16 protein-coding genes and 1 pseudogene are annotated in these 14666 nt (G+C 68.8%); 6 read left to right on the top strand and 11 right to left on the bottom strand.

Translation table 11 applies throughout. The features are described from left to right. Positions 1–123: 123 nt before the first annotated feature. Complete coding sequence (locus tag E2651_RS18975; protein WP_135332360.1) at positions 124–1020, top strand: hypothetical protein; 897 nt, start codon at positions 124–126, stop codon at positions 1018–1020. Here the strand turns inward: E2651_RS18975 and E2651_RS18970 are convergent. The 5 genes from E2651_RS18970 to E2651_RS18950 are packed head-to-tail and all read right to left on the bottom strand — an operon-like array spanning position 1001 to position 4970. After that, entirely contained in the window at positions 1001–2362 is a 1362-nt protein-coding gene (locus E2651_RS18970) for a HAMP domain-containing sensor histidine kinase (protein WP_135332359.1), read from the bottom strand. The genes E2651_RS18975 and E2651_RS18970 overlap by 20 nt on opposite strands. After that, a complete protein-coding gene (locus tag E2651_RS18965) occupies positions 2359–3021 on the bottom strand; it encodes a response regulator transcription factor (RefSeq protein ID WP_135332358.1) in 663 nt (220 codons plus the stop codon). Before E2651_RS18965 ends, E2651_RS18970 begins: the two co-directional genes overlap by 4 nt. Then, the gene (locus E2651_RS18960) at positions 2975–3703 is read right to left on the bottom strand and encodes a phosphatase PAP2 family protein (RefSeq protein WP_135332357.1); all 729 of its coding nucleotides are present in this window, start codon (positions 3701–3703) and stop codon (positions 2975–2977) included. The genes E2651_RS18965 and E2651_RS18960 overlap by 47 nt, the downstream gene beginning before the upstream one ends. Continuing rightward, positions 3700–4305, bottom strand: coding sequence for a phosphatase PAP2 family protein (locus tag E2651_RS18955; protein ID WP_135332356.1), 606 nt, complete (start codon positions 4303–4305; stop codon positions 3700–3702). The genes E2651_RS18960 and E2651_RS18955 overlap by 4 nt, the downstream gene beginning before the upstream one ends. Then, the gene (locus tag E2651_RS18950) at positions 4302–4970 is read right to left on the bottom strand and encodes a DedA family protein (RefSeq protein ID WP_167828831.1); all 669 of its coding nucleotides are present in this window, start codon (positions 4968–4970) and stop codon (positions 4302–4304) included. The genes E2651_RS18955 and E2651_RS18950 overlap by 4 nt, the downstream gene beginning before the upstream one ends. A 117-nt stretch (positions 4971–5087) precedes the next feature. Between E2651_RS18950 and E2651_RS18945 the strand changes: the two genes are divergently transcribed. The 5 genes and pseudogenes from E2651_RS18945 (at position 5088) to E2651_RS46140 (ending at position 7344) form a co-directional block, all read left to right on the top strand. Then, positions 5088–5456, top strand: a complete 369-nt coding sequence (locus tag E2651_RS18945; RefSeq protein ID WP_135332354.1) for a BlaI/MecI/CopY family transcriptional regulator — start codon at positions 5088–5090, stop codon at positions 5454–5456. Beyond that, entirely contained in the window at positions 5456–6388 is a 933-nt protein-coding gene (locus E2651_RS18940) for a M48 family metalloprotease (protein WP_135332375.1), read from the top strand. Before E2651_RS18945 ends, E2651_RS18940 begins: the two co-directional genes overlap by 1 nt. A 134-nt stretch (positions 6389–6522) precedes the next feature. Continuing rightward, the gene (locus E2651_RS46150) at positions 6523–6669 is read left to right on the top strand and encodes an FTR1 family protein (RefSeq protein WP_348541650.1); all 147 of its coding nucleotides are present in this window, start codon (positions 6523–6525) and stop codon (positions 6667–6669) included. Continuing rightward, a pseudogene (locus E2651_RS46145) lies at positions 6606–6815 on the top strand (hypothetical protein); the annotation flags it as partial. The gene E2651_RS46150 and the pseudogene E2651_RS46145, both read left to right, overlap by 64 nt. Before the next feature lie 76 nt (positions 6816–6891). Next, positions 6892–7344, top strand: a complete 453-nt coding sequence (locus E2651_RS46140) for a hypothetical protein (RefSeq protein ID WP_348541649.1) — start codon at positions 6892–6894, stop codon at positions 7342–7344. 449 nt (positions 7345–7793) lie between these two features. On the opposite strand, the gene E2651_RS18930 is transcribed toward E2651_RS46140, so the two are convergent. From E2651_RS18930 to E2651_RS18910, 6 genes are all read right to left on the bottom strand, one after another. After that, positions 7794–9674, bottom strand: a complete 1881-nt coding sequence (locus E2651_RS18930) for a DUF2075 domain-containing protein (RefSeq protein ID WP_135332353.1) — start codon at positions 9672–9674, stop codon at positions 7794–7796. 110 nt (positions 9675–9784) lie between these two features. Beyond that, positions 9785–11842, bottom strand: a complete 2058-nt coding sequence (locus tag E2651_RS18925) for a DUF2075 domain-containing protein (protein ID WP_135332352.1) — start codon at positions 11840–11842, stop codon at positions 9785–9787. A 161-nt stretch (positions 11843–12003) separates the two neighbouring features. Then, positions 12004–12132 carry a DUF6408 family protein gene (locus E2651_RS45350; protein WP_245238991.1) on the bottom strand — a complete coding sequence of 43 codons (129 nt, stop codon included), beginning with the start codon at positions 12130–12132 and terminating at the stop codon, positions 12004–12006. Positions 12133–12408: 276 nt separating this feature from the next. Next, positions 12409–12984 (bottom strand): response regulator transcription factor, encoded by a 576-nt coding sequence (locus tag E2651_RS18920; protein ID WP_135332351.1) that lies wholly within the window; start codon positions 12982–12984, stop codon positions 12409–12411. A 211-nt stretch (positions 12985–13195) separates the two neighbouring features. After that, positions 13196–13627 carry a carboxymuconolactone decarboxylase family protein gene (locus tag E2651_RS18915; protein WP_135332350.1) on the bottom strand — a complete coding sequence of 144 codons (432 nt, stop codon included), beginning with the start codon at positions 13625–13627 and terminating at the stop codon, positions 13196–13198. Between the two features lie 56 nt (positions 13628–13683). Further along, positions 13684–14658 (bottom strand): aldo/keto reductase, encoded by a 975-nt coding sequence (locus tag E2651_RS18910; protein WP_135332374.1) that lies wholly within the window; start codon positions 14656–14658, stop codon positions 13684–13686. Positions 14659–14666: the final 8 nt, after the last annotated feature.

Genomic DNA, 14666 nt, shown 5'->3' with positions numbered 1-14666 from the left:
CACCACTGGCAGGGTCGGACACCGACGCAACCGCCGCGCCGCGCGCGGTTGTCCCCACCGTCTCGCGGGGTGCTCGCCCTTTGACGAGCGCCCCGCGCCCTGCACGAACAGGAGCACTCCCTCTTGGAGAAGCCAGAACTTCTCGCCGACCTGGATGTCGCCAGTACGACCAGGTCGGTGATGAAGAAGCTCCCCGAGGCCACCCTGGCCTTCTGGATCATGAAGATCGCCGCCACGACCCTGGGCGAGACGGCCGGTGACCTGTTCGCCCAGACCCTGAAGCTCGGCTACTTCGTCACCACGATCACCCTGTTCCTGATCTTCGTGGTGACCTTGGTGGTCCAGCTCAGGTCCCGCCGTTACAACCCGTTCTTCTACTGGACCGTCATCCTGTCCACGAGCATGGCCGGTACGACGATGTCCGACTTCATGAACCGCGACGCCAGCGCCACGTTCCTCTCGGGCGGGGCCACGTCGCTGGGCTGGGGCCCGCAGGGTCTGGGCCTGGGCTACCCCGCCGGCGCCGCGATCCTGATCTCCCTCCTGATCGCCGTCTTCGTAGTGTGGAAACTGACCGGGATGACGTTCGTCATCCGTGACATCGTCACCTTCCGCGGCGAGGCCCTCTTCTGGACGGCGATTCTCGTCTCCAACACCCTCGGCACGTCCATGGGTGACTTCCTCTCCGACAGCTCCGGTCTCGGCTATGCGGGCGGCGCGCTGCTCGTCTCCGGGGCACTCGCCGTGCTTCTCGTCCTGATGAAGGCGCCCGTGGTGCCGAACGTGCTGCTGTTCTGGTTCGCCTTCGTCCTGACCCGCCCGCTGGGGGCGACGGCGGGTGACTTCCTCACCAAGCCGGTCGCCAAGGGCGGCCTCGACCTCGGCACCGCGGGTTCATCGGCCGTCCTGCTGGCCATCCTGGTGGGCCTGATGGCGTATGCCCAGGTGCAGGAGCGCCGGGCCGCCGTCTCGAGTCCGGCGTCAACCGGGCAGGAGGCCGTCACCCGGCGGGCAGTGTGACGGTGAACCACGCCCCGGGTTTGTGACCGGGGTCGTACGTCACGTCACCGCCGACGGAGCGGGCCAGGCGTCGCGCGAGCGGCAGCCCGAGGCCCGCTCCGCCGTGTCCGTCGTCGGGGTCGGCCCGCCGGCCGGGCTGGAAGAGCTGCGCCGCGAACGACTCGGGTACCCCGGGACCGTCGTCGTCAACGTCGATGCGTACGCCGCCGAGCTCCTGGCTCGCGGTGACGGTGACGTGCGAGGTGGCGTACCGGACGGAGTTGGCGAGCAGCGGGCTGACGATGCGTTCGAGGAGGGCGGCCTGGACGCCGGCCTGAAGCGGGACGTTGTCGCCGCGCACGTCGATGGTCACCTGAGCCGGGGCCTGCAGACGTGCGGCGAGTCGGTGCAGTGCCGGGAGGATCTCGGCCGTTCCGGGGGCGGTGGTCGTGCCCTCGCGGGCGTCGTCGAGGAGGGTGTCGCAGATGCTGCGCATGGACCGGGCGGCGTCGGCGATCACCTCGTGGGTGGCTTCGGTTTCGGCGGCCGAGCGGGGACGGGTCTGCCACCAGTCGAGTTCGGCGATGATCCGGCTGAGCGGGGTGCGAAGTTCGTGCGACAGCTCGCGGGTCAGCTGCTGCTCATGGCGCAGGACGGCCCGGATGCGGTCCAGCAGCGCGTCCAACGACGCGCCTAGACGGGCGAGTTCGGCCGGGCGTCGCACGGCGCCGAAGCGTTCCTCGGAGGCGACGGCACTCCACTGGGTGGCCTGGTCGGTCATGGCGCCCACGGGACGCAGCGCGCGTCCGACGGATAGGCGTGTCAGTAGGTAGGTACAGGAGAGCATCACCGCGTCGAGGCACAGCGATGCCCACAGCAGGGTGGCTGCCGAGTTGCGGTAGGGGGAGAGGTCCAGCGCGGTGACGACCATCGCCGTGCTTCGGCCGCCGGATACGGGCAGGCTGCACAGCCGGGCGGGGTCTGGTTCCTCGGCGGTCAGGCAGTGTGTCCCACCCTGCCGCGCGAGGCTGTCGGCGGCGTGAGTGAGGGGGCTGTGGGCGGTGGTGGACGGCGGCTGTTCGAGTAGCCGAGTGCCCGTGTAGATCCACACGTTCGTGTCGAGAAGCTGGTCGTTGGAGGTTTCCAGGACGCGCACCGTGGGGCCGCTGGTGTCGATGGTGGTGGCGACGGCGGCGGCCCGGGTGTGCAGCTCGTCGTCGGCCTGGTGCTGCAGGCGCTGTCGGATGACGGTGTTGAAGGCGACGGTGAGGATCACTATCAGGAGGGTGGCGGTGGTGAGGGCCACCAGGGAGAGGCGGCCGCGCAGGGTGCGTGGTGCCAGCCGGGAGTACTCGGCGTTCATGACAGGCGGTGGCCGATCCCGCGGGCGGTGGTGACGGTCAGGTCGCTGTCCGCCTCGCGCAGCTTGCGGCGCAGCCGGGTCAGGTACTGGTCGAGGGTGTTGTCGCTGACCTGGGCTCCCTCGGGCCACCCCGCTCTGAGCAGCTCGCGTCGGCGCACGATCCCCCCGGATCCCGCCATGAGCGCCGCCAGGAGGCGGAATTCCGTCGGTGTGAGGTCGACCTGGGTGCCGCGCACGCCGACGCTGTGCCGGACGGCGTCCAGGACCAGATCACCGGCCGTGGCCACAGACAGGGGTGCGGCGCGTTTGACGGCCGCTCGCAGTCTGGCGGCGAGTTCGGCGAGGTGGAACGGTTTGGACAGATAGTCGTCCCCCCCGGCGGAGAACCCGGACAGCCGGTCGGTGAGCCGGTGATGGGCGGTCAGGAAGATGACCGGGGAGAGGAATCCGTTCGCCCGCATCGCCTGGCACACGTCCCGACCATCCGCGTCGGGCAGCCCGACGTCCAGAACGGCGGCGGCGATGTCACCGGTGGCCAGCCGCAGGGCGGACGCCCCGTCCGGGGCCGGCAGGGGGTCGAAGTCCTCGTCGCGCAGGCCGCGCAGCAGGATGTCACGCAGGGCGTGATCGTCCTCGACGACCAGGATCTTGTGGCGCATGGTCCTCCGTCGGCTCTGGGTCCGTGTCCGTCGTTCCTGTGATGAACCCTTCGGGCAGCCACCAGGTAGCGGCGCACAGGCACAGCCCCAGCCAGCCGAGGGCGAACAGCCAGCCGCCGACGACATCGGTGAACCAGTGCACCCCGAGGTAGACGCGGGTCAGCCCGACCAGCGCGCCCCAGCAGCCGAACAGGAGGGCGAGCAAGGTCCTGCCACGCGGGGCGCGCACGAACACGGAGATGACAAGGAGTCCCGCGGTGAGCGCGGCCGTCGTGGTGTGGCCGGAGGGAAAGGCCCACCCCGAAGCGTGCGTGGCCCAGTCCGCGTGGGCGGGCCGGGGCCGGGCGACGAGCGCCATCACGCCGTACCGTGCCGCCTGCCCCGCCCCGAGGCAGACGAGACAGAGCGCGGCGGCGACGGCCCGTCGCCGCCGCGTGCGCCCGGCGATGATCCCCGCCAGCACGGCGAGGACGTACGGGATGACGCCGGTCCCGGTGGCTGTCAGATGGCGGGCCGGCGCCACCGCCACGTCCGGGCGGTGAGCGACGGACCAGGACAGCAGGTCCTCATCCCCGTACAGCGGCTGCCCGTCGCCGATCACGATCATGGTCAGGACGCCGAACGCCGTCCACGCCCCCAGGCTGAGGCTGCCGGCCAGCTCGCCGACGTCGCTGCGCTTCATGACGCCAGTACCAGCGGGCGTAGCCGCGTACCGGTGATCCACCTGACCAGCGAATCGGGTCGGCGGCGCAGCGTGACCATCGCGAGCGCCGCGACGAGGGCGCCGACGATCACTCCTGCGGCGACGTCGTGCGGATAGTGCGCGCCGACCCAGACTCGGGAGGCCGTCATGGCGCAGGCGGCCACGGCCGCGACGGCGCCGAGCCGACGGGAGACGAAGAGCAGGGCCATGGCGGCCGCGGCGGCGATGGCCGTGTGATTGCTGGGGAAGGACCAGTCGCCCGGCGCAGGGCACGCCTCCAGCGTGATCACGTGCAGGCTCTGGCAGGGCCGGTCCTCGCGTACCAGCAGCTTCAGCACGTCGTTCACCCCGTATGCGGCGACGACGATCACCGGAACGGCCAGCGCGGTCACCGCGGCAGCCGGGCTCACCCGCCGCGCCCGCCACCAGGCCACGGCCATCAGCGCGGCGAACACCGCCAGCCCGTACGTCGACCAGGCCGCCACGACGTCGTCCAGCCAGCCGGGCGAGCGGTGAGCGAGCTCCACCACGTCGGTATAGGCGGAGCCGTCGATCGAGGAACCGTCGAAGGCGAGGATCATCCACGTACCTCCTTCGCCTTGGCCGCCCGGCGGGAGCGGTACAGCTCGGCGGCAACCGGAATCAACGACACGGCCACGATCACGGCGACCATGGGCAGCAGATAGCGGTCCACGTTCGGGACGGAGGAGCCGAGCGCGTATCCGCCCAGCGTCAGCCCCAGACTCCACACGAGTCCGCCGACGACCTGCCACACGGCGAAAGTCCGCGCCGGCACGCCCAATGCGCCCGCCATCGGATTGAGTACGGTGCGTACCACCGGCACGAACCGCGCCAGCACGATGGCCTTCGCATGCCCGTACCGCTCCAGCAGCTCCTCGGCCCGCTGGGCCCCTTCGCGCAGGCGGACCGAGCGGCTGCGCGAAAGGAGGGCTCCGCCGGCCTTACGGCCGAGAAGATAGCCGCACTGCGCACCGGCGAGGGCACCCACAGCCGCGGCCACCAGCAGCGCAGCGAGCGACAGTTTCACGCCGTGCTGGCCGTTCCCCGTGCACAGCAGACCTGCGGTGAACAGCAGGGAGTCGCCGGGCAGGAAGAAGCCGATCAGCAGCCCGGTTTCCGCGAACATCACCACGCCGACCCCCAGCACACCGAAGGCGGCCAGCAGGGACTGCGCGCTCAGGACGTTCACCGCGAGCTGTGAGGTTGCGAACAAGGGTGCGGTCATGAACGCGGGCCCTCTCATACTGGATGTGCGGGGGTACGCGAAAGCGCCACCCGAGTGACTACAATTCTGTAGACGGTCTACTGAACTGTAGACGAAGATGGAGTGAGGATCGTTCCCGTGACCGACGCCAAGGGCGAGCGCCGACCGGCCGGCGAACTGGAAGCGGCCGTCATGGCCGCCCTGTGGGCCGCCGAGGTGCCCCTCACCCCGGGTGAGGTGCAGGCCGAACTGGCCTCCGACCTGGCCCGCACGACGGTGACGACGATCCTGTCCCGCCTGCACGAAAAGGGGATCGTCGAGCGACGCCCGCAGCGGCGCGGCTATGCCTACTACCCCGTGCAGGACGCCCAGGGGCTCACCGCCCGGCGCATGCATACCGAACTCGACCGCGACAGTGACCGGGAGACGGTCCTGGCCCGCTTCGTCACCCAGCTCAATCCGGACGACGAACAGCTCCTGCGCCAGCTGCTGGAGGCCGACGATTGATCACCGCCCTGCTGCTGATTCCGCTGCTGCTGCCCTTCGTGATTCCGCTGCTCGCCCGGCGAGCCCTCGACCGGCTGACCCCCGTCACCGCGCTGTGGGCGCTCACCGCCACCGCCCTGGTGCTGGCGGGCGGCTGCGTGGCTGCCCTGGGCTCCCTCGTGCTGACCGGACTGCTCAAGCTGCCGGCGTTCGCGGCGCTGGGTGAACTCGTCCATCCCCTGCGCACGCCTTCGGGCTACCTGGTCCTCCCGGCAGCGGCTATCGCGACCGGTGTGCTCACCATCGGCGCCTGGACCCTCGCGCACTCGGCCCTGCGCCAGACGCGCGCCTTCCGCACCGCCCGCGCCGAGGCCGGCCGACGGCCACCCGCGGGCGACCTGTGCGTGGTCGACTCCCCGCACCCGGACGCGTACGCGCTGCCGGGGCGCCCACACCGCATCGTCGTCACCACCGCCATGCTGCGCAGCCTCGGCCCGGACGAGCGCGAGGCCCTGTTCGCCCACGAACGCGCCCACAACCGCGCGGGGCACCACTACTTCCTGGCCGCCGCCGAACTCGCCGCCCACTGCCACCCCGCCCTGCGCCTCGTCCGCACCGCCATCCGGCTGGCCGCGGAACGCGACGCCGACGAGGCCGCGGCCACCGCCGTGGGTGACCGCCGCCTATTGGCCCGCGCCATCGCCCGCGCCGCCCTCGCCGGCCAGGCCGCGCGCACCACCCGCCCGGACTTCGCCCCCGCGGCGACCACCAGCCCGGTTCCCCGGCGCGTAGCGGCCCTCCTCGCCGCTCCCGCGCGACGCACTCGGGGGTCGGTGTACTGGGTCGCCCTCCTCCTCGCCACCTGCGCGGCCCTGTCCGCCACCGCCGCGACGACCGGCGCCATCGCCTTCCACCACGACGTCGAGGTCGCCCAGGGCGAAGAGTCCCGCTGACTGCTTCTTTCCTACAGGCCAGGCGGGACTGGCCCAGGCGTGGGCGGGGGTCGATGGCCAGCTGCCGGTGCCGCACTCGGACGGCGCGACGCACATTGAGAACCGTGTGGTCTTTGCTTCGCCATGACCTCTGCATGACTGTGTCGGCGACCGCCCAGGAAGCGTTCGGTGGCGCACTCAGCGTGGTGGCCGTCGCCTTCGTCACCGTGATGGTGTTCTGGATGCGCCACTCGGCACGCGCCTCGCCGGCGAGATCAGGGACAAGGCCACGGATGCGCTGACGACGGGCGCGGGCGTGCTCGTCATCACCTCGTTTCTGGCGGGGGGCCCGGAGGGCCTGGAGACCGCGCTGTTCCTGTGGACCACGGCTCGCGCGGCCGGCGAGTCCACGGGCCCGCTGACCGGAGCGGCCAACGGCGCCGTCCTCGCGACGGGCCTGTGCTGGGGCCTCTGCCGCCGGGTCCTGCGGATCAACCTGACCAGGTTCTACCGCCACCGGTGCCGTGCTCATCGTCATCACTGCGGGTGTCCTCGGCTATGGCCTGCGCGACCTGCAGAAGGGCGGGGCGCTGCCCGGCGGGACGTCGTACGCCGTCGATCTCGGCGGCAGCGTCGACGCCGGCTCCTGGTGCAGCACCCTGGTCCAGGGCGTGTTCAACCTGACGCCGACGATGACGTGGCTGCAGGTGACGGCGTACGTCGGCTATGTCGCCGTGGTGATGAGCCTGTTCGTACGAGGTGTCCGTGCCCCGGTGGCGAGACCGACCGCACCAGAGAGCCGGCGGGCCGCCCAGGCGGGGGCGTCGACAGGCACCGTCCCGCCTGGGTGGTGCCCGTCGCGGTGGTCGCCGTACCCGCGGTCCTCGCTGGGCTCGTGGTCGCCTTCGGCGACTCCAAGCCCGCCGCCCGGACAATTACAGTGGTCGGGTGCTGTGAGGCCCAATGATGATGCGTAGGCTTGGCACCCCGGATGTTCTTGTACTTTGTCGCGACTCCCGTGCTGGGACGGTGCTGGGATGCGCCTGCATTTCCGCAGGTCAGGGCCTTGTGGGCTAGTTCCGCTTCAATGTTTAGTTAGAACTTTAAGTTCTCTGATTCTGGAGAATGAAAGTCAGATGGGCTCGCCTGCGAAGGTGAGCCATCTGTGCTTTCCGGGGTTCTGTGCAGGCTTCACACGAGCCGCCTTGGCTGAGGGAGAAGCCTGCCTCTCGGTCGTGGTCTGTCGCTATACGCGTTGCGGACTTGGGCGTGTCCAGAGTCAACTCATCCTGGAGCAGCGGGATCTGGCGAACCGTTTCCATCTGCGGCTACTGATGCAAGAGTGCGCGCCTATCGGTCGGCCTGGTCGCTGTGAATGCGCTACGGATCGGCGTATCGCTGTGCTGCGCGTGGCTGACTCCAGGAGTCACGCGGTCACGACGCTCGAAGTCGCGCCAGCCAGGGCGTGGAGCTTCTGGCGTGTCTCGGCATCGGTCGAATACACCACCGTGCCGATCATCCCTCGCGTCAGCAGCACCTTGTACGTGTTGCGGATCAGTCGGTCCACATCCGTGTCCGGGGTGGACTTCTTGAAGACCGGATCTTTGGACGCTGAACGATCGGTGACCCAACGGTCGCCGCGCCACACCAGGTCGGGACCTATGATGACGCCGCTCCAGTCGTACTCGAAGCCCTGCGCCGTGTACACGCACCCCACCTGCCCGAAACCAGCCGGATCGGTTGCCCACAACGCGGCCGGAGGGGCGCCCCCTACGGACCGGTCGCCAAAGACGTTCCAGGGGCGCTCCCACTCCCCGATGGCGACGTCGGTGGGCAGTGCCTGCCCGGGTGGCACCTTTTTCGTCCACGTCCAGCAGTAGCCTGCGGACATGCGCGCGCTGTACCCGTGCGAGCGGCGATCGTCGAGGAATGCCTCCAACTCCTGAGGGCTGTCCGCGACCATGAGTTGCATCTTGTCGTCGGGTTCCCATGCCACGGGACCTCCCGGCTCAAGCCCCAACAGTCGTACCACCCAGCGCAGATACGCATCGCTGCCACCGCACCGGAACTGGCTGTCCAGCGGCACCACCCGACAGCGGATGCCCTTCTTCGCGGCGGCCGCCTTGATCTCCGCGACCGTGCCCATTTCGCCGGGCCGAACGACCTGGTGCTCGTCGAGCAGGAAGACCGGGACGCGTGCCGCGTCGATGAGTTCTTCGATCTGGGCTTTTCCGGTGCGGGCCGATGCCGGCGTGTAGCGGTTGGCCGATGTCTCCCGGATGCGGTGAGCCTCGTCGCAGATCAGGACATCAAGGCTGTTGCGCTCGGCGGCCATGAAACTGTTGAAGTACTTGAAGAGGTCTTTTACCTCACGCTTCCGGGCCCCCGCGACCTTCCTCATGGTCGTCGTGAACGAGTTGGAGCCCGTCGCGTGCAGCGCGGTGGTGCTCTGGCGGTACAGCTCACCGAGGAGCGACAGCGCGATGACGCTCTTGCCGGTGCCGGGCCCGCCGGTGACGATCACGATTTCCTTGTGGTCGGATTGCTTGGCGCGGCCGACGGCGTTCAGGACAGTGCGGTACGCGATCTGCTGCTCGTCCAGCAGGACGAACTGTTCACGTTCACGCACCTCTTGGGCGGCCACCGCCATGAGTTGCTTCGACGGGCCGATCTTCCCGTTGACGAGTTCGTCCGCGGCTGAAGCGCCGGACTCCGGCCCCAGTTCCGTACGTAGAAAGTCGATGAACTCGGAGCGCCGCGCGCCGATGAAGAGCTGGCCGCGCTGGTCCTGCTCGGCTTCGAAGAGCCCGCTGACGCCGAACTCGGTGGCGTTGTGCAGATATGCGGCGCCGTGGACGCGTTCCGGGTGATCGGCCAGGGCTCCGTTGAAGGAGATGAGGTACTCGCAGTAGCCACGCACCTGGTCGACCGGATTCAGCACCGCCCGGGCGTATGAGTCGATGCGGCACAGCGACGGATCGTCGTCGTCCGGCTCAGCGCTGCTCCACTGCTTCAGTTCCACGATGACGTAAGACGGCAGTCCGGTCTTGGGATGTACCCCGGCCAGCACTGCATCGGCCCGTTTGCTGTTCAGCGGCAGCCCGTACTCCAGGAGCATCTCCACCTGGCCGAGTCCAGCATCATTGAGCGCGCTTGCGAGCACAGGGATGCTCCGCTCCCACGAGCGCACCTCGGACGAACCAGGCTTGTGACCGTGCACGTGCACGAACTGCTCCGTCAAGCGGAAGAACAGAGCACCGGAGTGGCACTCGGCAGCGACCGCTGCGGCGGAGTCGCGGAACAGCAAGACATGCCCCCAGGCAGCACGAAGAAACTCGTGCGGGTGGGGGCATTTCCTTCGCTGCTCCGCCAGGCGGAGCGGAAGCCCGGCGGGCCGCAGCTACGTCGGGATCAAGGTTACCCGTGCCGTCTGCGGTAGGCGGGTGGCAGCTGTGATCCTTCAGCGGTGAGCTTCGGCTGGGCGCCGTCGTAATGCTGCATACCGATGGCGCCTGGGATGAGCCTGCGCAGCTCGTTGTGGGTCGCTGGGTCGAACGCGTAGACCACGGTACCGACGACGCCGCGGGTGAGGAGCACGTGGTAGGCATTGAGGACGCACCGGGTGACGGTCGCATCGTCGATCGGACCGCGGAAGGCGGGATCGCAGGAAGCACTCCCGTCCACCTTGAACTTACCGTCACGGAACAGCAGATCGGGTCCGATGATGACGCCGTTCCAGTCGTACTCGAAGGTCTGTGCCGTGTAGACGCAGCCGATCTGGTCGACACCACGGCGATCGGTCGACCACAGGTCCGACCGTGGTGCGTTCGGGACGCTGTGCTCCGGCTTCACGTTCCAAGGTCGGCGCCAGCCCCTGATATGTACGTCGTCGATGAGCTGTTCTCCGTCAGGGTTGCTCCACGGCCAGCAGAAGCCTGCGGTGATGCGGGCCGTGGCCCCTTCCAGGTGGCGTTCCCGGATGAACTGCTCCATCTGCTCGGGAGAGTCGGCGACCGTCAGCGTCATCCTCCCGTCCGGTCGCCAGGACACCGGATCGGAGGTGTCAAGGCCCAGCAGTTGTTGGACCCAGCGCTGGTAACGCTTGCTGCCGCCCGCTCGGAACGTGCCCTCCAGATCGGTTACTTCGACTTCGCAGCCCATGCCCTCGGCGAGCTCTTTGAGATACGTGGCAGTACCCACCTCGTCCGGACGGATCGACTGGTGATCATCGAGCAGGAAGATCGGTACTTTGGCGGCTCTCATCACCTCAGTTGCCTGCGGCCGGTCGTCGTCTCGCAGAGCCTTCGGCATCCAGCGGTATGTCGAGCTGCGTCGCATGCGGTGCGCCTCGTCACAGATGAGGACGTCGATGCTGTCCGGTGAGGTCTCGCTGAAGCTGTTGAAATAGCGGTACAACCTGTTGGCCGCACGGCGCTTGTCCGCTGTCTGCCCTCGACGGGCCGTGCTGAGCATGATCTCGCGCAGAGTCTCCGTGTAGGCGTGCGAGCCGCTTGCCAGCACGGCCTCGCGCCCCTTGAGCCCGAGGGCGCGCTGCAACTCGAGCGCCACCGCGCTCTTCCCGCTGCCAGGGCCGCCCCGCAGGATGTAGACGCGCTTGACGCCCGGATCGGGGGCAGAGCTGTGGGCGGCTTCGGCGTCGTAGAACAATCCGACATCGAAACCGGTGAAATGCGCGGTCTTCTCCAGGTGCCGGGTGATCCGGTCGACCGCGACGTACTGCTCGTCGAGGAGCGTAAGACCTCCACCGACGACGGACCGCTGACGGGCCACATCGGTGACCTTGAGCAAGGGGTCCCGGCGGGCTTGCGCCAGTGCGGATGCGGCCCGCTTCCCGGACGCGGCAGCGAATCTCGAAGTAAGCACTCGTCGGAAGCGGGCCAGATCATCGAGCGTGTACAGGAAGCCATGGTCGGTCTCAGGCAGACCGAACAACGCCTCCACATCCGCGTCACGTGCGTTGTGGAGCAGTGCCACACCCATCAGCTGGTCTTCGTTCTCACGAAGATGGGGCAGATAGCGCAGCATGTACTCGCAGTAGCGCTGGACCTGCCGGACCGGATGCAACTTGTTCTTCCCGTCGCCGAATCCGAGATCGACGGCGATGGGGCACAGCGGGTCCACCGTGGCGTGCCGCACCTGCTTCAGCTCAACTGCAAGGTATGAATCCGTCCCTGTACCGGGGTGCCGGCCGCACAGCACCAGGTCGATGGCGGAGTTGGTGTGCGGCAGGTCGACCTCGACCTGTACCTCGACTTCGTCGAGGCCGCAGTCCAGCAGCGCTTTGACCACTACGGGGACGCTGTTGTTCCAGGAAGCGATGTCACCCTGGCCGGCCGCTCCTCCCTTGATCCGGGAATGCTCGTGGATCAGACGCTCAGTGAGCGGAAGGTGCGCCGATCCGGCCCGGCCGACGATGAGTTGGCCGAGTCCGGCCGCGGACAGTTGCAGGAGCACGAAGGGTCCCCGGGCACGAGATGACTCGTGCGGGTGGGGGCATGTCCTTCGTGACTTCGCCGCAGCGAAGCGGAAGCCCGTCGGGCCGCAATGACGTTCTGTAGATTACCCGGCTGCGAAGGAATGAGGGCGGGCCCCTGGAGGCCCGCCCGACGCCCGGCTCAGCCGAGGCGGTGCACCACGACCTGCGCCAGAGCCCACGCCAGGTTCGAGCCGAGGCTCGCCGCGATGCCAACCAGGACATCACGGACCCAGGTGTGGCGCTTGGGCATGTACTCGACGGCAGCCACAGGAATGCGTCCCCTTCGGGTTGATCGGTGACGGCGCCGGATGGCTCCCGCCGGGAGCGCACCATGGGGCTGCGTCACCGAACCGAAGGGCATTGCGTACTCCCCGGGTCACGTCGCGTACTCCCTCCGGGGAGGGCACGCGGTGCATGGCAACGGTAGTCCACGACTGGGCGGCGTGGGCAAGGAGTTAATACGATCCCGTGCTGGGATGGTGCTGGGATGCCCCCTCCAGAACCGGATTTCCGCAGCTGGGAGCTCTGCGCTACGGACTCCGCTTCAACGTGTGAGCGGCCGGGCGTTCTGCAGGCACTGGTCGTAAAGGCCGTCGCGCAGGGCGAGTGTGGCGACCGAGGTTCGGTTGGGGCAGTCGAGCTTGGCCAGGATGTTGCCGACCAGGCGTTTCGCGCCGTGGTCGGAGATGTTCAGGCGGCGGCCGATCTGCTTGTTGCTGAATCCGTCGACGAGCAGGACCAGGGCTTCCTGCTCCCGCGGGGTGAGCCGGGGCGCCGGTCGGACCGTCCGGGGCGTGGTGCGCCACACCGAGAGCAGTTGCTCCGCCAGCCAGGGCGGCATGGGAACCCCGCCCGCCGCCACCTGGGCGAGCGCGTCGGTGAGGTCGGCGGGGGTGAGGGCGTCCCGGCTCACGTAGCCGATGACGTTCGGGCCGACGGGAATCCGGTGCAATGCGTCCAGTTCATTGCGCGCGACGAGGAGCAGAATGCGGGCGTTCCTCGCGGTGCCGGATTCCTGGGTGGTCCGCGCCACCTCTGCGATATCGGTCACCGTGGTGACCAGGATGGTGCTTGAGTCGGCCGGCAATTCCCTCAGTTGCCGGTCGAGGTCCGACGTCATGGACGTCACGGAAATGTTCGCGATGGTCGTGACCTGGGCGAACAGGTGATGAATTCCATGGCGCTGCAGATCGTTCCGTACTGCGAGCGCTATGTTCACCGGCTCCGGAAGCGTGGCCGTATCGGTTTGGCTGAGCACAGAATTCCCCCTCGAAATGTGCTGTCGGGAGAACGCTAGTCACGGCCGCGGGCCGGTGGAACGCGTCTGCCACCTAGGTGGTAGACGGACCGTCAGCGGCCGGCGGCAGGACCCGCTTGGCGACATTCAGCGCGTTCATCACACGGGGAATGCCTGCATAGGCCGACACGTGCGTGAGCAGGGCCACGATCTCGCTGCGGGTGGCTCCGGCGCGGAGGGTGGCGGCGAGGTGGAGTTCCAGCTGCGCCTCGCAGCCGCCCAACGTGGTGAGGATGGCGAGGGTGGCCAACTGGCGTGTACGAAGGTCCAGTTCGGGGCGGCCGACGATCTCGCCGAAGACGTACTCGACGATGGTGTGGCCGAACCGCTCGTCGAGCGGAGCCATGCCCGCGACGATGCCGTCGGGGTCGATGCCCAGCGTGCGCATGACCTCGGCGCCGTGCTGTTCGCGGATGTTGGGCGGATGGGTGGTAGTCGTAGGTGTGGTGGTGGTGTTGTTGTTCATGGTTGGCCTTCTCGGGTCCTTCTCTCGTGATGAGCGGGTACGGCGTCAGGGCCGGGTCACCGCGTCACCGGCATGATCGCCGCCGGGTAGCGGTCGCCGACGACGGCCTCCTCGCGGAAGGCCCGGTCAAGGCGGGAGCGTTCGTCGGGTGACAGTTCGAGCTGTGCGGCGCCGATGTTCTCCTCCAGGTACGTCAGACGGCGGGTGCCGGGGATGGGGAAGATGTCGTCGCCCTGGGCGAGCACCCAGGCCAGCGCGATCTGGGCCGGCCGTGCTCCATGGGCGGCGGCGATGTCCCGCACCGTGGAGAGCAGCGGCAGGTTGGCCTCCAGGCCGCCCTCGGCGAACCGTGGATTGCCGCGTCGGAAATCGCCCTCGGCGAGGTGCGCCAGGCTCTCGACCGTGCCGGTGAGGAAGCCACGGCCGAGCGGCGAGTACGCGACCAGGGCGGTGCCCAGTTCACGGCAGGCGGCCAGGACGCCGTCCTCGACGACATTGCGCGTCCACAGCGAGAACTCGCTCTGCACGGCGGCGATCGGGTGGACGGCATGGGCCCGGCGCACCTGGGCCGCGCTCACCTCACTCAGCCCGATGTGGCGGATCTTGCCCTCGTCGACGAGCCGCGCCAGCTCGCCGACCGTGTCCTCGACCGGGGTGGTGGCGTCCATCCGGTGTACGTAGTAGAGGTCGATGGTGTCGACGCCCAGGCGCCGCAGCGACGCCTCGCAGGCCGCCCGCGCGTAGGCGGGGCTGCTGTCGTTCCACCGCCTTCCGTCGGCGCGGCGTATCCCGAACTTGGTGGCGAGGACAGCCTGGTCGCGGCGGCCGCGCAGGGCCTTGCCGACGAGGTCCTCGTTGCTGCCGCTGCCGTACATGTCGGCGGTGTCGAGCAGGGTGGCACCGGCGTCGAGCGCGGCGTGGATCACGCGGACCGACTGGGCGTCGTCGGCGGGGCCGTAGAACTCGCCGCTCATTCCCATGCAGCCGAGTCCGATGCGGCCGACGAGCGGTCCATCGGCGCCGACGGGCAGGGTGGGGC

Source organism: Streptomyces sp. MZ04 (assembly GCF_004684775.1).
Taxonomy (GTDB): Bacteria; Actinomycetota; Actinomycetes; order Streptomycetales; family Streptomycetaceae; genus Streptomyces.
This window is presented reverse-complemented; position numbering and strand designations above follow the sequence as displayed.

What these genes read in the sequence shown, in the direction of transcription:
- E2651_RS18970 (WP_135332359.1), bottom strand. Translation starts at nt 2,362, where the DNA reads ATGAACGCCGAGTACTCCCGGCTGGCACCACGCACCCTGCGCGGCCGC.
- E2651_RS18965 (WP_135332358.1), bottom strand. Translation starts at nt 3,021, where the DNA reads ATGCGCCACAAGATCCTGGTCGTCGAGGACGATCACGCCCTGCGTGAC.
- E2651_RS18960 (WP_135332357.1), bottom strand. Translation starts at nt 3,703, where the DNA reads ATGAAGCGCAGCGACGTCGGCGAGCTGGCCGGCAGCCTCAGCCTGGGG.
- E2651_RS18955 (WP_135332356.1), bottom strand. Translation starts at nt 4,305, where the DNA reads ATGATCCTCGCCTTCGACGGTTCCTCGATCGACGGCTCCGCCTATACC.
- E2651_RS18950 (WP_167828831.1), bottom strand. Translation starts at nt 4,970, where the DNA reads ATGACCGCACCCTTGTTCGCAACCTCACAGCTCGCGGTGAACGTCCTG.
- E2651_RS46150 (WP_348541650.1), top strand. Translation starts at nt 6,523, where the DNA reads ATGACTGTGTCGGCGACCGCCCAGGAAGCGTTCGGTGGCGCACTCAGC.
- E2651_RS18920 (WP_135332351.1), bottom strand. Translation starts at nt 12,984, where the DNA reads ATGACGTCGGACCTCGACCGGCAACTGAGGGAATTGCCGGCCGACTCA.
- E2651_RS18915 (WP_135332350.1), bottom strand. Translation starts at nt 13,627, where the DNA reads ATGAACAACAACACCACCACCACACCTACGACTACCACCCATCCGCCC.